Here is a 21,231-nt window from a genome sequence, read left to right as displayed (position 1 = left end):
TCTTCTCCTGGGCACCATCCTTCCAAGGATGATCGAGACCAAAAAAGCCGCTGCACCCGCAGCGGCTTTTTTCGTTCTGGGCCTGGGCGGTTTTCCAACTTTCCATCATCCGGGATGTGCGCTTAAGTGCATTATAATTCACCCGTTTGATGAATGCCCGAAAGCCTTTAGTCCGATGGCCGAGCTATCTCCGACACTATCCGCTCACACCGGCCGATATCGATACCAAGGGCGAGTTTTATTGTTTCGAGCGGGGTGCCGCCAAGCAAGGCGGCGGGAATGCTTGGGCCACCGTCTTGAAGCACGGGCATTTCGGCTGAGAATATGAGGACAAGAAAAAGGACCTTCCTTAACCTCCCTACACAGATGAAAACACATCGAGTAGTGCAAGATGGCCTATACGAAAACGAGAACTACGGCGGTACGTTGAGCTCGATATATGCAGACTAAGTGGGTATAGCGGATGGCGACAGGATGGGATGGGCACCCGAAATTTTCTGAATTTTCTTATGGATTTGCTCTGACACATGAACTTGTCGGTTGGACCGCGATCGGAGCAGCTCCCGTATTCCCTAGTTTGTTGGAGGAGGGAAAGCCTGGCGGCGGATGGGATGTAAAACTCGATAGACCGGGTTTGCCGCTCTACCTCCAATTCAAGCGTTCGCAATGTATCATTTCTGGCAACGGACGAGAACGCCGGGCTGTCAAGCAGCACATCGGGAACGTTCATTTCAATGATGACTTAGCGTTGCCGTACTATCGCTTTTTTCTAATGGAGAGCTCACTGTCCCAGCAGCATGACTTGCTGCTGGAGTTGGACCACGGGCCGAGCGACGTCTTTTACGCCGCACCCTATTTTCACGAACAACATGAATTTGATACCGCATGGACTGAGAGAGAAGTTACACGGAAAACTGCTTTCATTCGTCCCGCTGAAATTGGTTTCCTCCCAGACGGTAAGCATTCAATTGCATTCGATAAAGCCCACATTGATAGGGCATGGGTATGTTCTAAACCGAAAGAAGTTCCGTGTGTTAGGTCGGACACGCTGCTCTCTGACCTAACTGACAAGATCAAGCGCCATAGGACAAGCGTTAAAGAAGATGCAGTAGGCTGGATTGATGAGCTACAAACACGCTTTCGTCAGGGTGTTGAACGTCATGAACATAGAGTTAAGGACTTCCTTCGTCGTGAAGCACTCAAAGCTGAACAAGAAAGCATTGAGCGCCTCGGGTCGAGAGCGAGAGTGCCCGATATTTTTAGCTCTCAAAGAGAAATAGCGTTTCAGCAGCCACCTAGCGCAGATAGAGGCTATATAACACCTCGTCTTGTACCGCCTCTCGAAATCGAACGTTCCTCGATTTCCGACCTAAGTGATATAGTTGAGGCATCTGAAATCGCGTCACGTTTTTTTGGGTTACAGCTCTTTGTTGTTCAAGAGCGCGAATAGAGGTGCCAATAACCTTAAAAGTTTGACCACAGCGTCGCCCACGATTTGGCACGTGAAGTTTAATATCGCACCATGTACCAAGCGAACGTGAAAACATGTCATTTTTTATTTGAGACCATTGAAAAGATTCAAAAAATCTCCCGCGCTCTTCTCCTGGGCACCATCCTTCCAAGGATGATCGAGACCAAAAAAGCCGCTGCACAAGCAGCGGCTTTTTTCGTTCCGGGCTTCGTCGCCCTAACCCCCCGCGCACTGCGCCTTTTTCAGGGCCTGCTCGCGCAGATGGTTCAGCGCCTCGATCCAGGGTTTGAGGTCCACATCTCCTTCGCTGGCCATGGCGTGCACGCAGGCGAGGGCGTCCGTGGCCTGCGCCTTGAGGGCGCGGCCCTGATCGGTCAGGCGGATGCGCACCACGCGCTCGTCCCTGGGGTCGCGCGTGCGGGTGAGATGGCCCATGCCCTCAAGACGTTTCAGCAGCGGGGTCAGCGTGTTGGTGTCCAGATACAGCCGCTTGCCGAGCGCCCCCACCGTCACATCATCGGTTTCCCACAGCGCCAGCAGCGCAATGTATTGCGGATAGGTCAGCCCGAGCTTGCTCAAGTAAGGCCGGTACATGCGGTTGATCGCGGTGTTGGCCGAATAGATCGCAAAGCACAGCTGGTCATCCAGCGTGGCGAGGTCGGGCGTGTTGGGGGCGGAGGCGCTCATGCTCTGATCCGTGGTGAATAATCGCACACGACAATATCGCGGCGTCTTGACGGCGGCAAGACGGTGATTATATCGTGCCCAGTAATATCGCACACGATATAAAGGAGCGACCTCATGTCCATTCTTTACACCGCTCGCGCCAGCGCGAACAAAGGCCGTCAGGGCCGCGCCTGGTCCGATGACGACCGGCTGGATGTCCAGCTCTCCACCCCGGCCGCGCTGGGCGGTGATGACGGTCCGGGCACCAATCCCGAGCAGCTCTTCGCAGCCGGTTACGCCGCCTGTTTCATGAGCGCGATGGGTCTGGTGGCCCAGCAGAACAAGCTCAAGCTGCCTGAGGGCGCCAAGGTCGAGGCCGAAGTGGGCATCGGTCCGCGCGCCGAAGGCGGTTTCGGCCTGGAAGTGACCCTGATCGCGCACCTGCCGGGCGTGGATGACGCGCAAGGTCAGGATCTGCTGGAGAAGACCGAGCAGGTCTGCCCCTATTCCAACGCCACCCGCGGCAATGTGAAGACCACGCTGAAGCTGGGCTAGACCGCGAGTTCGGGCAGGGCGCGTTCCGGCGCCCTACCAGCCATAGCGAAGGCCGGCCCGGGCGCCCACGCGCCCGGTCTGGTCGCCATAGCCCACGCCCATATTGGCGGACAGGCGCGTATTGATGCGCGCTGTGGCGGTCACCGCCAGGGCGTTCGAGCCGTCATACAGCCCCCAATTGGCGGTCAGCGCGAAATTTTCGTCCGACTGCAGCCAGCTTGAGCCCGCCAGCGCATTGGCGATGGCGATGCCGTCAGACTGGACGGTCATCTGGCTCGACAGCGAATTGAACTGGCTGGCGAGGTCTTTCACGTCCAGCTGAAGCGCGCTGACATCCGTGCGCAATCCGGCGATGGCCGAGGCGTTCAGGTCGATATCCGTCCGATTGCTCGCAATCTGACCGCGATTGAGCACGATGTCCGACCGGTTGGCGATGATGTCGCCCTGATTCAGGGCGATGTTCGCGGTATTGGCGTCAATGTCGGACCGGTTATCGGCGATGTTGGCGGTATTGACGTCGATATCCGTACGGTTGCTGGCGATGCTGGCGGTGTTGGCGTCAATGTCGCTGCGATTGGTGGCGATGGCGCCGGTATTGGCGTCCACATCCGCCTGACTGGCGCCCCCCGTCGCGCCCAGCGCCGCCAGTTTGGCGTCCAGGGCCGCGATGGCGCTGGTATTGGCGGAGACGGAGGACTGGTTGGCGGAAATGCCTCCCGTATTGGTGGTGACGCGGGATTTGAGATCGGTGAGGTCCGATTGCAGGGCGCTGAGATCCGCATTCGTGGCGCTGCCCGACTGAAGGGCCGAGATGGCGGACGCATTCGACGCGATCTGGGTCAGGGCGTTCGGGTCATAGGCGATATTGCCCGAGGCATCCGTTGTCAGCACGCCGGCGACCGGGCCCTGTGCGGCGCTGGAGGCGGCGCTTGTCACGCCGCTGACTGTCAGGGTCTGGGTGTTTGCGCCCAGAACGATCTGATCCGCACGCGTTGTCACGACGCCGCTGCCCAGCGCGATCGAATTGTCGTGCAGGGCCTGCGCCTCGGCGCCCAGGGCCAGGGCATGTTCTCCGCTGGCCTCGGACAGGAAGCCGATGCCGATGGCCTCTTCCGCACTGGCCATGGCGTCGCCGCCAATGGCGATGGCGTCGGTGTTGCTGGCCTCCGCGCCGGTCCCGTCCCCGTCATAATCCGCGCCGATGGCGATGGAGCCATCCCCCAGAGCGGTTGCGTCCGCGCCGAGGGCGACGGAGCCGATGCCGTTCGCCCAGGCGTCATTGCCGAAGGCGGAGGCGTAGTCTTCGTCCGCAGTGGCGCTTCCGCCAAAGGCGCTGGCGTTATAGCCCGACGCCTCGGACGCCTGGCCGACAGCGGTCGCGTTCTCGGCGATCGCCCAGGCGCCCTCGCCCACTGCGGTCGCATCATCCTCGCTGGCTTCCGCATTCGTTCCGATGGCGACCGATTGCGTGCCCGTCGCCAGCGCCCCGGCGCCCATCGCCGTGGCGTCTTCCTCGCTGGCATCGGCCAGAAAGCCGACCGCCGTCGCACCGTCATTGATGGCCGTGGCGCCGGCGCCCAGGGCTGTAGCCCCCTCGCCATTGGCGAAGGACAGCGCGCCAACCGCCGTGGCGGCCTCGTCCGTCGCTTCGGCGAGCGCGCCGAAGGCGGTTGAGCCTTCCCCGCCGGCCAGCGCGTCCACGCCCACAGCCGTAGCGCCGTTCGTCGCAGCGTCTGCGCCCGTGCCGCACTGGGTGGAGTCCGCACCGGCGCCATTGGCGCAATCGGGGCCGGCATTGGCGGCGAAGGGCGCGGCTATTCCCAGCGCCTTGAACTGGATCGGACCGGTCTGCACGCTCTGGAGGGCCTGAAGCGCCTGGCTCAGCCCTTCACGGGCGTCCGGCGCCAGCGTTTCGGAGCGGTCCAGCGCAATGACAAGCCCTTCCAGCGCTTCGACAAGGGCCGGGTCGGTCAGAGTGAGGGAAGCCTGCGTCTGGCCCGGACGGTAATCAATGCCCGACGGCGCCTTGCGGGCGCTCGCCCCGGAGGTTCCCAGAGGATCGGCATGGGCGATGTCATCCAGGGCAAGCGGGCCGGCCTTGCGCAGGGCCTTGTCCTGAACCGCGAGCAGGCTGGTGATGGACTGATCCGTCAGCATGCTGGCGCTGGCCTGCACGGACAGGCCCAGGGCCAGCCCGGCGCCAACGGAAATCAGATATTTGTTCGCCAGCATGTCGCTCCCCCCGTCGCCGCTGAACCAGAAGTAAACAGATTATTAAGCCAATACCGCAGGTCTGGCGAGATTGATCGGACATGTTCGCGTCCAAGCGCAGAGCTGTGATGCACGGGGGAGACGGTCCGCATTGACGCTACCGGGCGAACGTCCGATACCCTGAGGCTTCAACACGACCGAAGCTGCGGAGCACAGGCATGACCATTCACTTCCATCGCGGGGATTTGCCGGACGGGCTCGATCTGGGCAAGCGGGTCGCGATCGACACCGAAACCCAGGGCCTGTCGCTGGTGCGTGATGGATTGTGCCTGGTCCAGCTGTCGGCGGGCGATGGCGAGGCGCATATCGTGCAGCCCGACCGCGCCAATTATGACTGCCCCAATCTCAAGGCTTTGCTGGCCGATACGGGCGTTGAGAAACTCCTGCACTTCGCCCGCTTCGACCTCGCCATCATCGAGCGTGATCTGGGCGTGACCATGACGCCGGTCTTTTGCACCAAGATCGCCTCCAAGCTGGTGCGCACCTATACTGACCGGCACGGCCTGAAGGATGTCTGCCGCGAGATCGCCGGCGTGGAGCTGTCCAAGCAGCAGCAAAGCTCGGACTGGGCGGCGCAGGATCTGAGCGAGGCGCAGCTCAATTACGCCGCGTCCGACGTGCTTTACCTGCACGCCATCGCCGATGGCCTGTCGGCCATGCTCGAGCGCGAGGGCCGGATGGAGATGGCGCGGGCGTGCTTTGACTTCCTGCCGTCGCGGGCGCGCCTGGATCTGATGGGCTGGGACGAGACCGACATCTTCGCCCATTCGTAAGCCTGCTTGCGCAAGGCGGCGATGACCGCCACAAAGGTCAGTCGAGAGTTCTGCTTCGGAGTCCGCCTTCATGTCTGCGGCCCTGACATTTTCAGACGGCCAGATGATCGGCCAGCGCCGCGCCAGGTCGCTGGCGACGGCCCGGGCGCGTTCACGCTTCGTGGCGGGCCTGCGTCTGGTGCTGCTGGCGGCGGGCGCGGTCGTGGCGCTCAATGCGCTGGTGCAGATCGTGCTGTCTGGCGGGCGCAGCGCCCCGTCGCCGGAAGTGGCGCTCAGCGCCACGGCGGGGGAGTCCGAGCGCATCATCAATCCGCGCTTCACCGGACGGGATGAAGGCGGCACGCCCTATGTCATCACCGCCGAGACCGCCGAGCGTCGCTCGGGCGCCGAGCAGGCGCTGATCGACCTTGAAGGCCCGACGCTGGACTATGCGCTGCTCGATGACGGTGCGGACGCCTCGCGCGTGCTGGCCCGGCATGGCGTCTTTGATGAGTCCAACCTGTCCTTGCACCTTGAGACCGATGTGCGCCTGACCACGCGTTCGGGCTATGTCTTTGACACCCAGTCCGCGACCCTGTTCCTGCGCGAAGGCGTTGTGACCGGTCCTCAGCCCGTGCATGGGCTGGCGCCCTGGGGCGCCGTGCGGGCGGACCGGTTCGAGGTGCGCGAGGACGGCCAGCATATCATTCTGCAAGGGGATGTGCGGACGCGGTTCAACGCGCCGGCCTCCTCCGACACGCAACAAGATCCCAATTCTGACGCCGGCGCGGGCCGGTCAGAGGAGAACGAGCCATGATACAGCGTTTCCTGATCGCCGCCTTCGCCGCGGCGCCGCTTCTTCTGTCGGCGCCCGCGCTTGGACAGGCGCTGGGCTCCGGAGAGGGTCCGGTCGATATCAGCGCGGATGACTTCCAGGCCTTCGACGCCCAGGGCATGGGCGTTTACACTGGCGATGTGAACGTGGTGCGGGGCGATGTGCGCCTGCGCGCGGACCGGCTGGAAGCCTATTATGTCCGGCGCGGCGGCGGCAGCCCGGAACTGAACCGCATCGTGGCCGAAGGCGAGGTCTTCTACATCACGCCCAACGAGATCGCCCGGGGCGATCGCGGAACCTATGACCTGGTCAACGAGGTGATCGAGCTGACCGGATCGGTGGTGCTGACCCAGGGCTGCAATGTCTCCACGGGCGAGCATCTGCATGCCGAGCTGGCGACCGGCGTCGCCCGTCTCGAGGGCGGCCAGAACAGTTCGGGCCGGGTGCGCTCGGTCTTCTTCACCGATGACGCGGCGGCGGCGGCGCAATCGTCCCGCGACTGCCCGGCGCCCACGATCCCGGGCGAGGGTCCGCGCCCCTATGAAGCGCCTGAAGGCTGAGCCTGCGCGCTGAAAGCGCCGGACTTCACAGTTTTTTAGGCCGTCGGAGTTAAGCATGACGACCATGGAATACGAGCGGATCGACGCGCCGTCCGAGGCGTTCGCCGGGGAGGGGATTCAGGTCGAGAACCTGGGCAAGTCCTATGGCAAGCGCACGGTCGTCAAGAATGTCTCCCTGTCGCTGAAACGCGGCGAAGTGGTGGGCCTTCTGGGACCGAACGGGGCCGGCAAGACGACCTGCTTTTACATGATCACCGGCCTGGTTTCGGCCGATCACGGACGCATCATGCTCGACGGCGAGGACATCACCGGCTTTCCCATGTACCAGCGCGCTCGGCTGGGCATTGGCTATCTGCCGCAGGAAGCTTCGATTTTCCGCGGCCTGTCGGTGGGCGAGAACATCGCCGCCGTCGCAGAGATCGTCGAGCCGGACAGCAAGCGCCGTGACACGCTGGTGGACGAGCTTCTGGACGAGCTGCATATCGGCCATCTGCGTCACAGTCCGGCCATGGCCCTTTCGGGCGGCGAGCGGCGTCGGGTGGAGATCGCCCGGGCGCTGGCGGCGCAGCCGAGCTTCATGCTGCTCGATGAGCCTTTCGCCGGGATCGACCCGCTGGCGATCGCCGATATTCGCGATCTTGTGGATTATCTCAAGCAGCGCGGCATCGGCATTCTGATCACCGATCACAATGTGCGCGAGACGCTGGAGATCACCGATCGCGCCACGATCATTCATGATGGCGAAGTGCTGTTTGAAGGCGCGCCCGAGGCCGTTCGCAACGACCAGGATGTGCGCCGCTATTATCTGGGCGAACGCTTCTAACCAGGGATTTTGATGGCCGGACTGGGACACAAGCTTGAGGCCCGACAGGGTCAGGGTCTGGTGATGACCCCTCAACTGCAGCAGGCCATCAAGCTGCTGCAGTTGAACAATATCGAGCTGGCCGAGTTCGTGGAAACCGAGCTGGAGCGCAATCCGCTTCTGGAGCGCGACGAGCGCTCCGACGCGCCCGCGCTCGACGAATCCGCCCCGGCCGAACCCTCTGTAAAGGCCAAGGACAGCGGCGACGAGCTGAGCTTTGACGCGCCGGGCAAGGCCGATGAGGCCTTTGATGCCGACACCGAAGCCATGTATTCGGATTCCAAGGCTGACATGGCCGGCGCAGACGCCACCGGCGGCGCGGTGGACTGGTCGCGCGCGGGCTCGGGCGGGTCCTTCAATCATTCCGAATTTGACGCCGCCGACCATGCCAGCCGGGAAAAGACCCTGCATGAGCATCTGCATGACCAGCTGGCTGATCTCGCCCTGCAGCCCGCCGATCGTCTGATTGCGGCGCATCTGATCGATCTTGCGGACGAGGACGGCTATCTGCGCGCCGATCTCGGGGAGACCGCCGAGCGTCTGGGCGTGACCCGGTCCGAGGTCGAGGCCGTGCTGGCGGCGCTGCAGAAATTCGAACCCACGGGCGTCATGGCGCGCTCGCTTCAGGAATGCCTGGCGCTGCAGCTGAAGGAACGCGACCGGCTGGACCCGGCCATGGCGGCGCTGGTCGATCACCTGCCGCTTCTGGCCAAGCATGACTATGCCGGGCTCAAGGCGCTGTGCGGGGTCGATGCCGAAGACCTCGAGGACATGATCGCCGAGCTCAAGCGGCTTACCCCCAAGCCGGGCCTGGGCTTTGGCGCGGATGGCGCACGCGCGGTGGAAGCCGATGTGATGGTGCGCGAGCGCCCCGATGGCGGCTGGGCGGTGGAGCTCAACACCGACACCCTGCCGCGCGTCCTGATGAACAATCGCTATGCCGCCCAGATCAGCAAGTCGGCGCGCTCGGATGACGAGAAGGTCTTCATCAGCCAGTGCGCCCAGAACGCCTCCTGGCTCGTGAAAAGCCTCGATCAGCGCGCCCGCACGATCCTGAAGGTCGCCAGCGAGATCGTGCGTCAGCAGGACGCCTTCTTCGCCAAGGGCGTGGCCTGGCTGCGGCCGCTGAACCTCAAGACGGTCGCCGACGCTGTGGGCATGCACGAATCCACCGTCAGCCGGGTGACGTCGAACAAGTACATGGCGACCCCGCGCGGCCTGTTCGAGCTGAAATACTTCTTCACCTCGGCCATCGCCTCCGCAGACGGGGGCGAAGCCTATTCCGCCGAAGCCGTGCGCTTCCGCATCAAGGCGATGATCGAGTCTGAAACCGTCGATGACGTGATGAGCGACGACAAGATCGTCGAGCGTCTTCTGGCGGATGGCGTCGATATTGCGCGCCGGACGGTGGCCAAGTACCGCGAGGCGATGAACATTCCCTCCTCGGTCAAGCGCCGTCGCAAGCTCAAGGGCATGAACTGAGCCCTCGCCGTGCTGCACTGCATGATGCGATTGGCCTACCCTGTGTTCACCGTGACGCACCGGTTCTGATTGACGGCCCGGCTTGGCTGCCTCTACCGTGAATGTCCGGTCTTTCTGACAGACCGGCCGCGCCCGGCGCGGGAGTGACCCTTGAGGGGTCCAACGCGCCGAAGGCGCGCTGTTGGACCCCCAGTTGAAGGGAGCTCTCATGTTTATCCAGTTCGTCTCCAAAGGCATCGATGTTTCCCCGGCTCTGCGTGAGCGCATGGAGACTCGCATCACGGACGCCGGGTCGAAATATTTCAATCGCCCGGCCGAAGCCTTTGTCGTCGCGAGCAAGGAGGGGTACGGCTTCAAGGTGGACATCTCGCTCCACCTGCCGTCCGGGGCTTTTCTTCAGGCGTCCGGCTCGGCCGAGGACGCCTATGGCGCGGCGGAGGACGCTGCGGGCCATCTCGAGAAACGATTGCGTCGCTACAAGCGCCGCCTGAAAGACCATCACGCCGATTCCAAGTCCGACCTGCCCGCCGCAGAGCCGACGCCGGTGCTGATCCTGCGCTCGGATCGTCGCCAGGCCGACCTGTCGGACGAGGCGTTTGACGACGATGATGGCGGGGCTGTGGGCGGCGATGAGCCGGTGATCATCGCCGAGCAGGCGGCGGAGCTGAAAACCCTCACCGTCTCCATGGCGGTGCTGGAGATGGACCTGGCCGATGCGCCCTTCGTGCTGTTCCGCAACGCCGCCAATGGCGCCATGAATTTCGTCTATCGTCGACCGGACGGACATGTGGGCTGGATTGATCCGTCCCGAGGCGCTAAAGACGCGGCCAGCGCGGCTGCGGAGTGACCGAAACTCCCAGCCGCTGGGGCAGCCAGCAGTTGAGCGTTTCATGGCTCTGAGCACTCTCATTCCGCCAGGCGGCGTTACCGCCGAACTGGCCGCGACCAGTCGCAAGCAGGCCCTGGTGGGGCTTGCCGAACTCGCAGAACGGGCTCTGGGCGTGGCCGCACGGCCGGTCCTGGACGCCGTGATCGAGCGCGAGAAACTCGGATCGACCGGGGTGGGGGATGGCGTCGCCATTCCCCATGCCCGCACCGATCTGGTGGACCGGGTGTGCGGCGTGTTTGCGCGTCTGAAGAATCCGGTGGATTTCGACGCCATCGACGGTCAGCCCGCCGATCTGATCTTTCTGCTTCTGGCGCCGGAAGACGCCGGGGCGGATCATCTCAAGGCGCTGGCCCAGGTGTCGCGCTTCTTCCGGCGTGAGGAATTGCGCCGGGCCGTGCGTGCGGCCCCGGATGCGGATGCGGTCGCGGCCCTGCTCAATAACGGCGTCGAGAGCGACGCGGCCTGATCGGTCAGGCCTGACAGACTGAATGCAAAAAGCCCCGGCCTGATGGTCGGGGCTTTGTCTTGCGCTTCAGCTCATCCGCACATCGATGCGGCCGTCCGAATGGACGATGGCGCGTTTCATGCCCGGCGAATTGAACTGGGCGGTCACCGCGCCCGAGGCATCGACCGCGATCAGCCCGCCTTCACCGCCCAGCCGCGCCACATCACTGAGGGCGCCTTCAACGGCTTCGGCGAGCGGGCGTCCGGCGTATTTGACGCGCGCAGACACGTCGGCGGCGGCGTTGGCGCGCATGAAAAACTCGCCCTGGCCGGTGCAGCTCACGGCCACGCGCTCATCCGCCCAGGTGCCCGAGCCGATGATCGGCGTATCGCCCACCCGGCCCCAGACCTTGTTCAGCGTGCCCCCGGTCGAGGTCGCCGCCGCGAGCCGGCCCTGAAGGTCCAGCGCCACTGCGCCCACCGTGCCGGTGGGGATGGGCCGGGGATCGGGATCGGCGGCGGAATTGTAATAGCTGTCAGGATCCTCGACCTGCGCCAGCCCGGCCTTCTCGGCGAAGGCCTCTGCGCCCTTGCCCGCCAGCAGCACGTGCGGGGTTTTTTCCATCACCGCGCGCGCGGCGCGGATGGGGGAGAGAAAGCCGGTCAGGGCGGAGACGGCGCCGGCGTTCCGGGTCGATCCGTCCATGACGGCGGCGTCCAGTTCGTATCGGCCGGCGGCGTTGGGCGCGCTGCCCTTGCCCGCCACATAAAGGCCCGACGCTTCCAGATCGACGACCGCCTCGACCACCGCGTCCAGCGCGGACTGACCGGCCATCAGCGCAGCGCGCGTACGGTTAGCCAGGTCCGTCAGATGCGCAATTTCGCGCTCATAGCTGCGATCGGCCAGAACGCCTGCGCCGCCGTGAAGAACCAGAACCGGTGTGGTCATGCCGTCCTCGAAACTCGATGAATGAACTCAATGGGTCCTGTGCCATTAACACCGTGTGAGGCGGGGTGAAAGCGCGGCGTCATGCCCATACGAGACGCATTCCAATTTGCCGGGCGAGACGCTATGTCAAAGGGGAGCGGAGGTTAGGCGCGACCTGTCGCCTCCACGCCTTAGAACACTCATACCCAGGGGAGAGAGACATGGATTTCAAAGGCATCGCAGCGGTCGTCACCGGCGGCGCATCGGGTCTGGGCGAAGGCACGGCCCGCCGTCTGGCCGCCGAAGGCGCCAAGGTCACCCTGTTTGACCTCAATGAAGAGCGCGGCGAGGCCGTGGCCAAGGAGCTGGGCGGGGTGTTCGCCAAGGTGAACGTGGCGGACCCCGAAAGCGTCAAGGCCGGGTTCGAGAAAGCCCGCGCCGCCCATGGCCAGGAGCGCGTTCTGGTGAACTGCGCCGGCATTGGCTGGGCCGAGAAGACCGCGCGTCGGTCCTCCTCGGGCGATATCGTCATGCACCAGCTCGACAAATTCCAGCTGGTGATCAACGTCAACCTGGTGGGCAGCTTCAACTGCGCGGCCATTTCCGCCGCCGGCATGCTGACGCTCGACCCGACCGAGTCCGGTCGCGGCGTCATCATCAACACCGCTTCTGTCGCCGCTCAGGACGGCCAGATCGGCCAGGTCGCCTATTCCGCCTCCAAGGGCGGCATTTACGGCATGACCCTGCCGATGGCGCGCGATCTCGCCCGCGAAGGCGTGCGGGTGAACACCATCCTGCCGGGCTTCTTTGAAACCCCTATCTACGAGCAGATGCCGCCGGAAGTGAAAACCAATCTCGCCGCCAATCTGCAATTCCCGCAGCGCTTCGGCACCCCGGCGGAATACGCCGATCTCGTCGCCTTCATGGTGTCGAATGATTATATTAACGCCGAATGCGTCCGTCTCGACGCCGGCGCGCGCATGCCCCCGAAATAAGGGCGGTTTCAGCGCTGATGAGCAAAACCCCGGAGCCTTGGCTCCGGGGTTTTTTGCGCAGGGCGTCTATTCCGCGTGAAAAAGAGGGAAGACAGCTCCTGCCCGATGTCGCAAAGACAGGCCGACTTTGATCGGGAAAAGGGAGTCATCCATGGGGTTCGCCGCCATTTTCTTCGCCGTCTTTCTGGCCGAGCTCGGCGACAAGACGCAGATCGCCTCCGCCGCATTCGCTGCGGGTGATCCGGGTCGCGCCTGGAAGGTCTTCGCGGCCTCCTCGCTGGCGCTCGTCTGCTCCACCGCCATCGCGGTGTTCCTGGGACAGCTCGCGGGCGAACATCTGGCGCGCCTGCCGCTGAAACTCATCTCCGGCGTCGTCTTCATCGCGCTCGGCGCTCTGGCCGTGCTCGACCATTTCCGCACCGCCGCGGGGGCTTAAGGCCGGGCTTATCCCCGAGGTGAGGGCGCGTTGTAGACTGGCGGCGCTCTTTCTCAGCCTGAAACCCGAACCGTCCCCGACCGGGCCGCGTGATAGTCGTAGTCGGAGTCCTGTGATGGGACTCGCACGACTCGCACGAAAAAGCCGGACCCGAGGGCCCGGCTCTTGCGACTCGTCCGTTGGAGCGCGTCAGTTCACGGCAGGACGTTGAACGCGCGGCCCCAGATTGGCGACCACCTCGCGGGCGTTGAAGGCGTCCGGCGCATCGGGAACCGCGCCGCGTCCCAGAACGATTTCCGCCATCGCCTCATAGCGGGTGACTTCGCGGATATTCACATCATTCCAGAACGGGTCATAGCGGCCATACCAGCCATAGGCGGGGTGGTAATAGCGATACTGCAGACCGAAGCGGTCATAGGTGGACGATCCCACCAGCCTTGTGTCGCTTTCGGTGTCGCGCTGGGTCAGCCGGAAATAGTCATAGCCCTGATCGAGCGTCAGCTCGGCGGCGCGGTACAGCAGATAGGTCTCCACCGTGTCGCGATCGGTCAGGGAATTGCCGCTGAAGCTGATCCGGAAGCGGTCCGATTCCACCTGTTGCTCGGTCAGGCCGTACCGGGATTCGCCGGCCGGGGCGTAAGGCGTGGGGCCGCTGGCGCAGCTCGCCAGCATGGCGGCGAGGCTGATGACGGTAAGGGTTCTCAGCATGATCGGAGTCCTCTCATGACTTGCATCATGGTGAATATGGGGGGAAGTCCGAAGCATGGGAAGGTGGATGGCGCGAATTTAACCTTTCTCGCGCCGGACTGGCCTAGAATTGGATCAGTCGTCCCCGCAGCAGGACGAGATCCTTGTCCGCCTTCATCAGGCGCTGGCCCCTGGGCGAGAGCGCGCGCCCACGACCGGCCCTCTGCGCCGCCCTGGAAGAGGCTTCCGCCAGGCCCAGAATGTTCATCGTTCGCCGCATGGGAGCCTCCTGTCTGGTGTCTTGACAGAAGCATGCACGCGGGGATTGCGCCTGAAAAGTCCCTATTGGAGGCGACGCGCCTCGACGATCCGACCGCGCAGAACCAGAATATCAATGTTTTCAGGATCAAGAGTGCGTGCGGCTTCGATATCCTCAAGCGCGGCGTCAATGTCGCCCCCCAGAAGACGGGCCTCAGCGCGCAGCACATAGGCTTCCGCGAAAGCCTCCTGCGCCAGGGCGGCGCTGGCGGAGATGTCCGCCCCGGCATAGTCCTCCAGCGCCAGTTGCGTCCGGCCGAACCCGAGCAGAAGGCCCGGATCCCGGGGCGCAAACTCAAGCGCGTGTTCGAAACTGATCCGGGCCTGCTCGTATTCTTCTGCGGTCAGAAACGCCTCGCCGGATTGGCCCAGCATGATCGCCCGGCTCAGATCGCTCGCCATCTCCGCACCCAGCGCCGCTTCGCGCAGGCGCAGGGCGCCCGGCGCTTCCTGACCCAGCGCGATCAGCGCCAGCGACACGCAATGCTCGGCTGGCCAGCCGCCGCCCTGGTGTCGCCAGGCCAGCGCATCCTCATAGGCGGTTTCGGCGTCGACCGGGATGGCGTTGAGGCAGGCTTCGAGCCGGGCCTGATCACTGGCGGGCGGGGTCTGGGCCAGCGCCAGAAAGACCGTGAGCAGAAGAACAGGCGCCATGACGGGTTTCCCTGTGGCTGGAATGCCGTCTAAGCCTATCGGGACAGTTCGGGAGACGTCCATGAGCGAGCGCAGCATCACCCTGTTCGGCTTCGGCTTCACCGCCCGCGCCATCGCCCGGCGCCTGAGTGAAGACGGCTGGCATGTGCGTGCGACGACGCGCTCGACCGGGCAGGTCGAAGCGATTGCGGCGCTGGGGTATGAGCCTGTCATCGCTGATCCCTCGAACGCCGCCGATCACCCAGCCTTGCAGGACGCGGCCAGAGCGTCTGACGCGCTGGTCTTCTGTGCGCCGCCGGGGCAGGACGGAGATCCCTTTGCGCCGGCGCTCTCAGCGCTCGATCTCAGCGCGCAATGGCTGGGATATCTCTCCACCACCGGGGTTTATGGCGACCGTCAGGGCGGCTGGGCTTTCGAGTATGAGGCGACGACGCCCGGGCAGGATCGCTCGATCCGGCGCGCCGAGGCGGAAGCGCACTGGCTGGAACGGGGCGCGCGCCTGTTCCGGCTGGCGGGGATTTATGGTCCGGGGCGCTCAGCCTTTGACCGGCTGGAGGCGGACAAGATCGTCTTTGATGTGCCCGGCCATGTGTTCAGTCGCATCCACGTGGACGATATCGCCCGGGCCGTGTCGCTCGCCATCGCCCGACCTGAGGTCTCAGGCGCCTTCAATCTCGCCGATGACTGGCCGGACACCCAGCCCCATGTGATGACGGGCGCCGCGCAGATTGCAGGCCTGCCCGGCCCCCGCATCGAACCCTTCGATCCGGACAAGGCCAGTCCGATGCAGGCGAGCTTCTACGCCGAATGCCGCCGCGTCTCCAACGCCCGCGCCAAGGCGGCGCTGGGCTGGCGGCCTGGGTTTCCGAGCTGGCGGGAAGGGCTTCAGGCGATCTGGGATCAGCGCTAGACGCTGACATCCTCAATCATCCGGAAGAGCGCGGCCAGATCCTCCGGCGCGCTCATGCCGTGATCGCCCGCCTTGGAGAGCTCATAGCGGACATCCTTTGACGTGAGCTGTTCGAGCACCCGCAGACCATGGCTCCAGGGCACGTCCCGGTCATGCCAGCCATGCAGGATGCGCACAGGGCCCTCAAACGGGATGGGCGCATCGAGCACGCTCCAGTTCCGGCCATCCTCGATCAGGGTTTTCGTGATCGGATAGGGGGCGCCATAGGGGTTGGGACGCAGCCACTGGCCTTCCTCCTCGATCTGCTGGCGGATATGGAAGGGCAGCTGCTCCCAGATCAGCGCCTCTGTGAAGTCCGCCGCCGGGGCGACCAGCACCAGCGCCTTCACCTTTTCAGGCCGCGCCAGGGCCAGCAGCAAGGCCATCCAGCCGCCCATGGACGAGCCGACGAGGATCTGCGGGCCATCGGTCTCCAGATCCAGCATGGCGAGCGCATCCTCGCGCCACTGGCTGATCGTGGCGTCTTCCCACGCCCCGTCCGAGGCGCCATGGGCGCTATAGTCAAACCGCAGATAGGCGCGCTCGGTCCGGTCCGCCCAGTCCTGAAGCGCGGTGGCCTTGGTCCCTGACATGTCCGACTTGAAGCCGCCCAGGAACATGACCCCCGGCCCTGCTCCTTCGCGGCGGTGATAGGCCAGGCCGGGCTGGTCGGGGCGGTTGAGGCGTCGGGGTTCGGTCATATGGCTCTCCCTGGCGGCGCCGTCATGGTTTACGGACCCGCCCGGTCGCGGTTATCTGAAGGGCTTGCGGGCCGTCAACCGGTTCGCCCGATCAGAAGGCGCACCCTTTGAATATCTTGCAGGTCATCCCCCAGATGCATGCGGGCGGCGCCGAGCGCACGGTGATCGAGGTGGCGCAAGCCATTGTCGAGGATGGCGGTCAGGCGATTGTCGTCTCGTGCGGCGGGCGTCTGGTCGCCGATCTCGAAGCGGTGGGCGCGCGTCATGTCACCCTTGATATGAAGACGAAGAACCCGCTGAAGATCTGGAACAACGCCGCCCGGCTGGCCCAGCTTGTCAGGGCCGAGAAGATCGACATCATCCATGCCCGTTCCCGCGCCCCGGCCTGGAGCGCGAAATGGGCGGCGCGACGCACCCGCATCCCCTTTGTGACCACCTATCACGGCTTCTACAAGGCCAGGGGCAGGCTCAAGCGCTGGTACAATTCCATCATGGCGCAGGGCGATCTCGTCATCGCCAATTCCGAATTCACCGCCGCCCATGTGCGCGACGAGCACGAGATCGAGGACACGCGTCTGCGCGTCATCCCGCGCGGCGTGGATCTCGATCAGTTCGATCCGGCCAAGATCAGTCCGGACCGGATCAAGGCCCAACGCGCAAACTGGGGCGCGTCGCCGGAGCGGTTGGCGATCATGCTGCCGGGACGCCTGACCCGCTGGAAGGGGCAGGGTTTGATGATCGAGGCGCTGGCCCGGCTCAGGCTTGATCCTGCGCCCCTGCTGGTCTGTCTGGGAGAGGGCGGCGACAAGCTCGACTATCAGGCTGAACTCAAGGCCGCAGCAGAACAGGCGGGCATCGATCTCGCCCTGCCTGGCCATACCACCGACATCGCCGCAGCCTATCTGGCGGCGGATCTTGTGGTGTGTCCATCGCTGGAGCCTGAAGCCTTCGGGCGTACGGCGGCGGAGGCGCAGGCCATGGGGGCGCGGGTCATCGTGGCCGACCATGGCGGCGCCCGTGAAGTCGTCCGGCATGGCGAAACCGGCTGGCGCGCCGCGCCGGGAGACCCGGACGCCTGGGCGCAGGCGGTCAAAGCCGCCTTGTCACTGAACGCCGAAGGCGCCAACACTCTGGCCCAGGCGGCGCGCAAGCGGGTGCGCACGCATTTTTCAAAGACGCAACTGCAACAAGCCACCTTGCGGGTCTATCGGGAGCTTCTAGACTAAGCCCATGTCTGAAGACGACGCTGAAAAAGAACAGATCCTGGTGATCCATGAGGGCGAGCTGACGGATGTCGTCCGCATGCTCGCGCCCGCCAAGATGATCCGCGAGCATCATCGCAAGGCGCGCATCACCCTGCTGTGCGGCGAGGAGTATGAAGGGCTGCTCAAGCACTGCCCCTACTTCAACGTGGTGGAGACCAATCTCGAGGACACCGCCAAGCGTAATTTCTTCGACCGTCTCAAGGCCGCGCGCAATTCCGGCTTTGACGTCATCTATGACCTGTGCGGAACCGAAGGCGCCAAGAAGATCGGCCGCGCCGTTCGCTTTGCACGGACGCGCTGGGTGAATGCCGCTCCGCGTCCGGATCGCGCCGGTCATCCGCTCGAGCAGATGGCGGGGCGTCTGGGAGAGGCGGGTCTGGGGCCGGCGCATTATCGTCTGGGCGAGGCGACGCCGCCGGATCTGAGCTGGATCGACTTCGTCGCCAAGCGCTCCCGCACGCTGGAGCCGGAATATTTCGGTCTTCTGGGGCGCTACGCCCTGTTCGCGCCTGCCGGCGATGATGTGCTGCCGGCGCAGCGCTGGCCCAAGGAACGCTGGGCGTCGCTGGCCCATGAGCTTCTGGAAGCGGGCGTCGAACCCGTGATCGTGGGCGGGCCGAACACGCGTGAAGTCGGGCGCTATGTGGCTCATGTCACGCCGGGCGCCCGGGATCTGACGGGACGCGCCAACCTGATCCAGCTGGCCGGCCTGGGCCGCAAGGCCGGGTGCGCCTTTGGCGAATCCGCCGGTCTGCTGCACCTGATGGCCGCCGCGGGCTCGCCTGCCGTCCTCTTTCATCCGGGGGAAAACGCGCCGCTGGACAGCGCGCCGCGCGGGCTTGCGCCCACCTTGCTGATGCACGCGCCGACCCTGGCGCAGATCAACGCCAAGGAGGCGGTTCAGGCCATGCGCTGCGCTGGAGGCTTCGCAGACGCGTCAAACGCGGCCTGAACACCTTGATTTTCGCGCCCTGATCGCGATATTCGCTACCGATCCCGCGCAAAATCGGTTAATTTGCGCACTTTACACGCAGTCGCCATGGAGAAGACGCATAGCACGACGTCCGCATGCCGCGCCCCCGCCTAAGAAAGAAGGGCCGCGCATCAACAGAGAAATCCGCGTACCGCGGGTTCTGTTAATTGATGAATCTGGGGAAAAACAAGGTGAAATGCCGATCGACGCCGCGCTGGAAGCGGCGGCCGAAGTCGGGCTTGACCTTGTAGAGGTTTCGCCGAACGCCAACCCGCCGGTCTGCAAGATCGTCGATTACGGCAAGCTCAAATACCAAGAGCAGAAGAAGAAGGCCGAAGCCCGCAAGAAACAGAAGACCCAGGACGTCAAGGAAATCAAAATGCGTCCGAACATCGACATCCACGACTACCAGGTCAAAACCAAGGCGATGACCCGGTTCTTCGAGGATGGCGACAAGGTCAAGGTCACCCTGCGCTTCCGGGGTCGCGAAATGGCGCACCAGGAACGCGGCATGGATGTGATGAAGCGCGTGAAGGAAGACTTCTCTGAAGTCGCCAAGGTCGAGCTTGAACCCAAGCTCGAGGGCCGTCAGATGATCATGGTCATGGCGCCGCGCTAGAGCGCCCTGACCTGGCGATTCCACGCCGCCGACTTTGAAGAAAACCCTATCGCTTTTCGGCGATAGGGTTTTTTCATGCGCCGTTCAGATTGGACCGGTCATCCTTCCCCTGACGCATGAGCGCAAAAGGGTCGCAGGCCGTCTGTTTCGTCTGGCCCTTTTAACCAACCCTGCTTAGGGTGTCCGGACAGACCGCGACACGCTGCGGGGGACTATGGGGGACGTGACTATGTTCAAAACGATTGGCGCCTTGACGGTGGGGGCTGTGACCGCCGCATTGATGGCGAGCGCAACTCTGGCGCAGGATTACACCGAGCCGCCTTCCTTCGGCCGTGTCAGCCTCAGCTCGGGTTTTACGCCGGATCCTTATGTTCGCAATCTGACGGCGGGCGGCTCCATCCGCGCGCAGGACCGGTTTTCCGATTGCCGCGGCTATATCGCGAATGCGCCCGATTTCTCCGTGAATTACACGGCCGGCTCGCTGCCGCTGATCTTCACCGTGGATTCCGACGCGGACACCACGCTTGTGATCAATGGCCCGGACGCGCGCTGGTATTGCGATGACGACGGCGCTGAAAGCCCGCTCAACCCGCTGGTGCGCTTCTCCAATCCGCAATCTGGCCGTTATGACGTCTGGGTCGGGACCTATTCGCGCGGCGCCGGCGTTCCCGCCACGCTGTTCGTGTCTGAACTGGGCGAGTACACCCGCGATTCCCAGTCGGGCAATTCGAGTTATGGCTCGGGCCTGGACATCAGCCTGGCGTCGCGGTTCGCCGATATCACGCTCAATGGCGGCTTCCTGCCGGATCCGTACCAGCTGCGACTGACCGCGGGCGGTCCGGTGTCCGTGTCGGATTCCTTCGATTTCCAGACCAGCAGCTGCCGGGGCTATGTCACGCGCGAGCCGAGCGTGGAGCTCGATTACACCGGCTATGGCGACCTGTTCATCTACACCAATGGCGACGCGGACACGACGCTGGTGGTCAATGGACCGGACGGCCAGTGGTATTGTTCGGATGACGAGATCGGCACCGATGCGGGTCTTGAATTCAACAACGCCACCCAGGGCGTCTACGACATCTATGTCGGCACCTATTCGCAGGGCGATCGCCAGACGACGCTCATGATTTCCGAGATTGAAATGGGCTATCTGCCGTCTCGGAAATAACAGGATCGCAGGCGGGCGCTGGGCTCGCCTGCGAATACTCAGACGGTGCGCCGTCTGCAGGCCCGACGCAGAGGACGGGCCGAAACGGGGACAGGAAAGGGACACTCATGTTTCGCAGCATTCTCACCGCCGCCGCCGCCGTCAGCGTGATGGCCTTTGCCGCCGAGGCTCAGAACTACTCGCTGAGCCCGACCTATGGCAGCGTCAGCCTGAACAGCGGTTTCACGCCGGATCCGTATGTCATCAACGTGCAGGCGGGCGGCTCGCTCTCGGCCTCCAATGTGGGGTGCTCGGGCTATATCGCCAATGCGCCGGATTTCCGCGTGAACTACAGCGCTGGCGGTTCGCTGCCGCTGATCATCTCGGTGAACTCTTCGGCGGACACCACCCTTGTGATCAACACGCCCAGCGGCGGTTGGTCGTGCAATGATGACGGCGGCAACGGCACCAATCCGTCGATCCGCTTCAACAACCCGCAATCGGGCCAGTATGACATCTGGGTGGGCACCTATTCCAGCGGCGCCACCCAGGCGTCCCAACTGCACATTTCCGAACTCTACAGCCAGTAGGGTTCCGCGCCGCTTTCCGTCCTGCGGGGGCGGCGCAGAGGTTTGGCCGGCGGGGGAATCCCGCCGGCCTTTTGCCAGGCGCCGGCAGGCGCGCCTGGGGGCACAATATCGCCGTGGCGGCGCCAGATGGTCATGATCTGGCCTGTTTGCGGGACATGCTCTGATGCATGTCGAAGTTCAAA

24 protein-coding genes are annotated in these 21,231 nt (G+C 64.0%); 17 read left to right on the top strand and 7 right to left on the bottom strand.

Translation table 11 applies throughout. The annotated features are described in order from the left end of the window. The first annotated feature begins 463 nt into the window (after positions 1-463). Positions 464-1,450, top strand: coding sequence for a hypothetical protein (locus B2Z70_RS05865; RefSeq protein WP_292981968.1), 987 nt, complete (start codon positions 464-466; stop codon positions 1,448-1,450). Between the two features lie 237 nt (positions 1,451-1,687). Here the strand turns inward: B2Z70_RS05865 and B2Z70_RS05860 are convergent, their stop codons facing one another. Further along, positions 1,688-2,158 carry a MarR family winged helix-turn-helix transcriptional regulator gene (locus tag B2Z70_RS05860; RefSeq protein WP_292981967.1) on the bottom strand — a complete coding sequence of 157 codons (471 nt, stop codon included), beginning with the start codon at positions 2,156-2,158 and terminating at the stop codon, positions 1,688-1,690. A gap of 114 nt (positions 2,159-2,272) precedes the next feature. On the opposite strand from B2Z70_RS05860, the gene B2Z70_RS05855 reads away from it, so the two are divergent. Then, positions 2,273-2,692, top strand: coding sequence for an organic hydroperoxide resistance protein (locus B2Z70_RS05855; protein WP_292981966.1), 420 nt, complete (start codon positions 2,273-2,275; stop codon positions 2,690-2,692). Between the two features lie 33 nt (positions 2,693-2,725). Here B2Z70_RS05855 and B2Z70_RS05850 read toward each other — a convergent pair whose 3' ends face one another. Beyond that, positions 2,726-4,924 carry a YadA-like family protein gene (locus B2Z70_RS05850; protein ID WP_292981965.1) on the bottom strand — a complete coding sequence of 733 codons (2,199 nt, stop codon included), beginning with the start codon at positions 4,922-4,924 and terminating at the stop codon, positions 2,726-2,728. A gap of 197 nt (positions 4,925-5,121) precedes the next feature. Between B2Z70_RS05850 and B2Z70_RS05845 the strand changes: the two genes are divergently transcribed. From B2Z70_RS05845 to B2Z70_RS05815, 7 genes are all read left to right on the top strand, one after another. After that, entirely contained in the window at positions 5,122-5,736 is a 615-nt protein-coding gene (locus tag B2Z70_RS05845; protein ID WP_292981964.1) for a ribonuclease D, read from the top strand. A 70-nt stretch (positions 5,737-5,806) separates the two neighbouring features. Then, positions 5,807-6,532: an LPS export ABC transporter periplasmic protein LptC gene (lptC, locus tag B2Z70_RS05840; RefSeq protein ID WP_292981963.1), complete on the top strand. Its 726-nt coding sequence runs from the start codon at positions 5,807-5,809 to the stop codon at positions 6,530-6,532. Then, on the top strand, positions 6,529-7,110 hold the full coding sequence (locus B2Z70_RS05835; protein ID WP_009802375.1) for an LptA/OstA family protein: 582 nt from the start codon (positions 6,529-6,531) through the stop codon (positions 7,108-7,110). Before lptC ends, B2Z70_RS05835 begins: the two co-directional genes overlap by 4 nt. 64 nt (positions 7,111-7,174) lie before the next feature. Continuing rightward, positions 7,175-7,933: an LPS export ABC transporter ATP-binding protein gene (gene lptB / locus B2Z70_RS05830; RefSeq protein WP_009802374.1), complete on the top strand. Its 759-nt coding sequence runs from the start codon at positions 7,175-7,177 to the stop codon at positions 7,931-7,933. Between the two features lie 12 nt (positions 7,934-7,945). Continuing rightward, complete coding sequence (rpoN, locus tag B2Z70_RS05825; protein WP_292981962.1) at positions 7,946-9,454, top strand: RNA polymerase factor sigma-54; 1,509 nt, start codon at positions 7,946-7,948, stop codon at positions 9,452-9,454. Between the two features lie 208 nt (positions 9,455-9,662). After that, the gene (gene hpf / locus B2Z70_RS05820) at positions 9,663-10,301 is read left to right on the top strand and encodes a ribosome hibernation-promoting factor, HPF/YfiA family (protein ID WP_292981961.1); all 639 of its coding nucleotides are present in this window, start codon (positions 9,663-9,665) and stop codon (positions 10,299-10,301) included. Between the two features lie 43 nt (positions 10,302-10,344). Next, positions 10,345-10,809: a PTS sugar transporter subunit IIA gene (locus B2Z70_RS05815; protein WP_009802371.1), complete on the top strand. Its 465-nt coding sequence runs from the start codon at positions 10,345-10,347 to the stop codon at positions 10,807-10,809. A 66-nt stretch (positions 10,810-10,875) separates the two neighbouring features. On the opposite strand, the gene B2Z70_RS05810 is transcribed toward B2Z70_RS05815, so the two are convergent. Then, entirely contained in the window at positions 10,876-11,736 is an 861-nt protein-coding gene (locus B2Z70_RS05810; protein WP_292981960.1) for an isoaspartyl peptidase/L-asparaginase family protein, read from the bottom strand. A gap of 200 nt (positions 11,737-11,936) precedes the next feature. Between B2Z70_RS05810 and B2Z70_RS05805 the strand changes: the two genes are divergently transcribed. Both B2Z70_RS05805 and B2Z70_RS05800 read left to right on the top strand, forming a co-directional pair. Beyond that, entirely contained in the window at positions 11,937-12,710 is a 774-nt protein-coding gene (locus B2Z70_RS05805) for an SDR family NAD(P)-dependent oxidoreductase (protein ID WP_009802369.1), read from the top strand. A 151-nt stretch (positions 12,711-12,861) separates the two neighbouring features. Continuing rightward, positions 12,862-13,146, top strand: a complete 285-nt coding sequence (locus tag B2Z70_RS05800; protein ID WP_292981959.1) for a TMEM165/GDT1 family protein — start codon at positions 12,862-12,864, stop codon at positions 13,144-13,146. 189 nt (positions 13,147-13,335) lie between these two features. Here B2Z70_RS05800 and B2Z70_RS05795 read toward each other — a convergent pair whose 3' ends face one another. The 3 genes from B2Z70_RS05795 to B2Z70_RS05785 all read right to left on the bottom strand — a co-directional run bounded on the left by B2Z70_RS05795 (position 13,336) and on the right by B2Z70_RS05785 (position 14,805). Further along, positions 13,336-13,854: a CC0125/CC1285 family lipoprotein gene (locus B2Z70_RS05795; RefSeq protein WP_292981958.1), complete on the bottom strand. Its 519-nt coding sequence runs from the start codon at positions 13,852-13,854 to the stop codon at positions 13,336-13,338. Positions 13,855-13,957: 103 nt separating this feature from the next. Then, positions 13,958-14,113, bottom strand: a complete 156-nt coding sequence (locus tag B2Z70_RS05790; protein ID WP_009802366.1) for a hypothetical protein — start codon at positions 14,111-14,113, stop codon at positions 13,958-13,960. Between the two features lie 62 nt (positions 14,114-14,175). After that, the gene (locus B2Z70_RS05785; protein WP_292981957.1) at positions 14,176-14,805 is read right to left on the bottom strand and encodes a tetratricopeptide repeat protein; all 630 of its coding nucleotides are present in this window, start codon (positions 14,803-14,805) and stop codon (positions 14,176-14,178) included. 61 nt (positions 14,806-14,866) lie between these two features. On the opposite strand from B2Z70_RS05785, the gene B2Z70_RS05780 reads away from it, so the two are divergent. Beyond that, the gene (locus B2Z70_RS05780) at positions 14,867-15,715 is read left to right on the top strand and encodes a Rossmann-fold NAD(P)-binding domain-containing protein (protein WP_292981956.1); all 849 of its coding nucleotides are present in this window, start codon (positions 14,867-14,869) and stop codon (positions 15,713-15,715) included. On the opposite strand, the gene B2Z70_RS05775 is transcribed toward B2Z70_RS05780, so the two are convergent. After that, positions 15,712-16,455, bottom strand: coding sequence for an alpha/beta fold hydrolase (locus B2Z70_RS05775; RefSeq protein WP_292981955.1), 744 nt, complete (start codon positions 16,453-16,455; stop codon positions 15,712-15,714). The genes B2Z70_RS05780 and B2Z70_RS05775 overlap by 4 nt on opposite strands. Positions 16,456-16,562: 107 nt before the next feature. On the opposite strand from B2Z70_RS05775, the gene B2Z70_RS05770 reads away from it, so the two are divergent. The 5 genes from B2Z70_RS05770 (at position 16,563) to B2Z70_RS05750 (ending at position 21,049) form a co-directional block, all read left to right on the top strand. After that, positions 16,563-17,681, top strand: coding sequence for a glycosyltransferase family 4 protein (locus B2Z70_RS05770; RefSeq protein ID WP_292981954.1), 1,119 nt, complete (start codon positions 16,563-16,565; stop codon positions 17,679-17,681). Positions 17,682-17,685: 4 nt separating this feature from the next. After that, positions 17,686-18,672: a glycosyltransferase family 9 protein gene (locus tag B2Z70_RS05765; protein ID WP_009802361.1), complete on the top strand. Its 987-nt coding sequence runs from the start codon at positions 17,686-17,688 to the stop codon at positions 18,670-18,672. 100 nt (positions 18,673-18,772) lie between these two features. Continuing rightward, entirely contained in the window at positions 18,773-19,312 is a 540-nt protein-coding gene (gene infC, locus B2Z70_RS05760) for a translation initiation factor IF-3 (RefSeq protein WP_040612604.1), read from the top strand. Between the two features lie 229 nt (positions 19,313-19,541). After that, a complete protein-coding gene (locus B2Z70_RS05755) occupies positions 19,542-20,480 on the top strand; it encodes a hypothetical protein (protein WP_292981953.1) in 939 nt (312 codons plus the stop codon). Positions 20,481-20,587: 107 nt separating this feature from the next. Then, complete coding sequence (locus tag B2Z70_RS05750) at positions 20,588-21,049, top strand: pre-peptidase C-terminal domain-containing protein (RefSeq protein WP_009802358.1); 462 nt, start codon at positions 20,588-20,590, stop codon at positions 21,047-21,049. Positions 21,050-21,231: the final 182 nt, after the last annotated feature.

Source organism: Oceanicaulis sp. UBA6590 (genome assembly GCF_002433705.1).
Taxonomy (GTDB): domain Bacteria; phylum Pseudomonadota; class Alphaproteobacteria; order Caulobacterales; family Maricaulaceae; genus Oceanicaulis.
The sequence above is the reverse complement of the archived record's forward strand: the minus strand, read 5'-3'. Positions and strand labels throughout refer to the sequence as shown.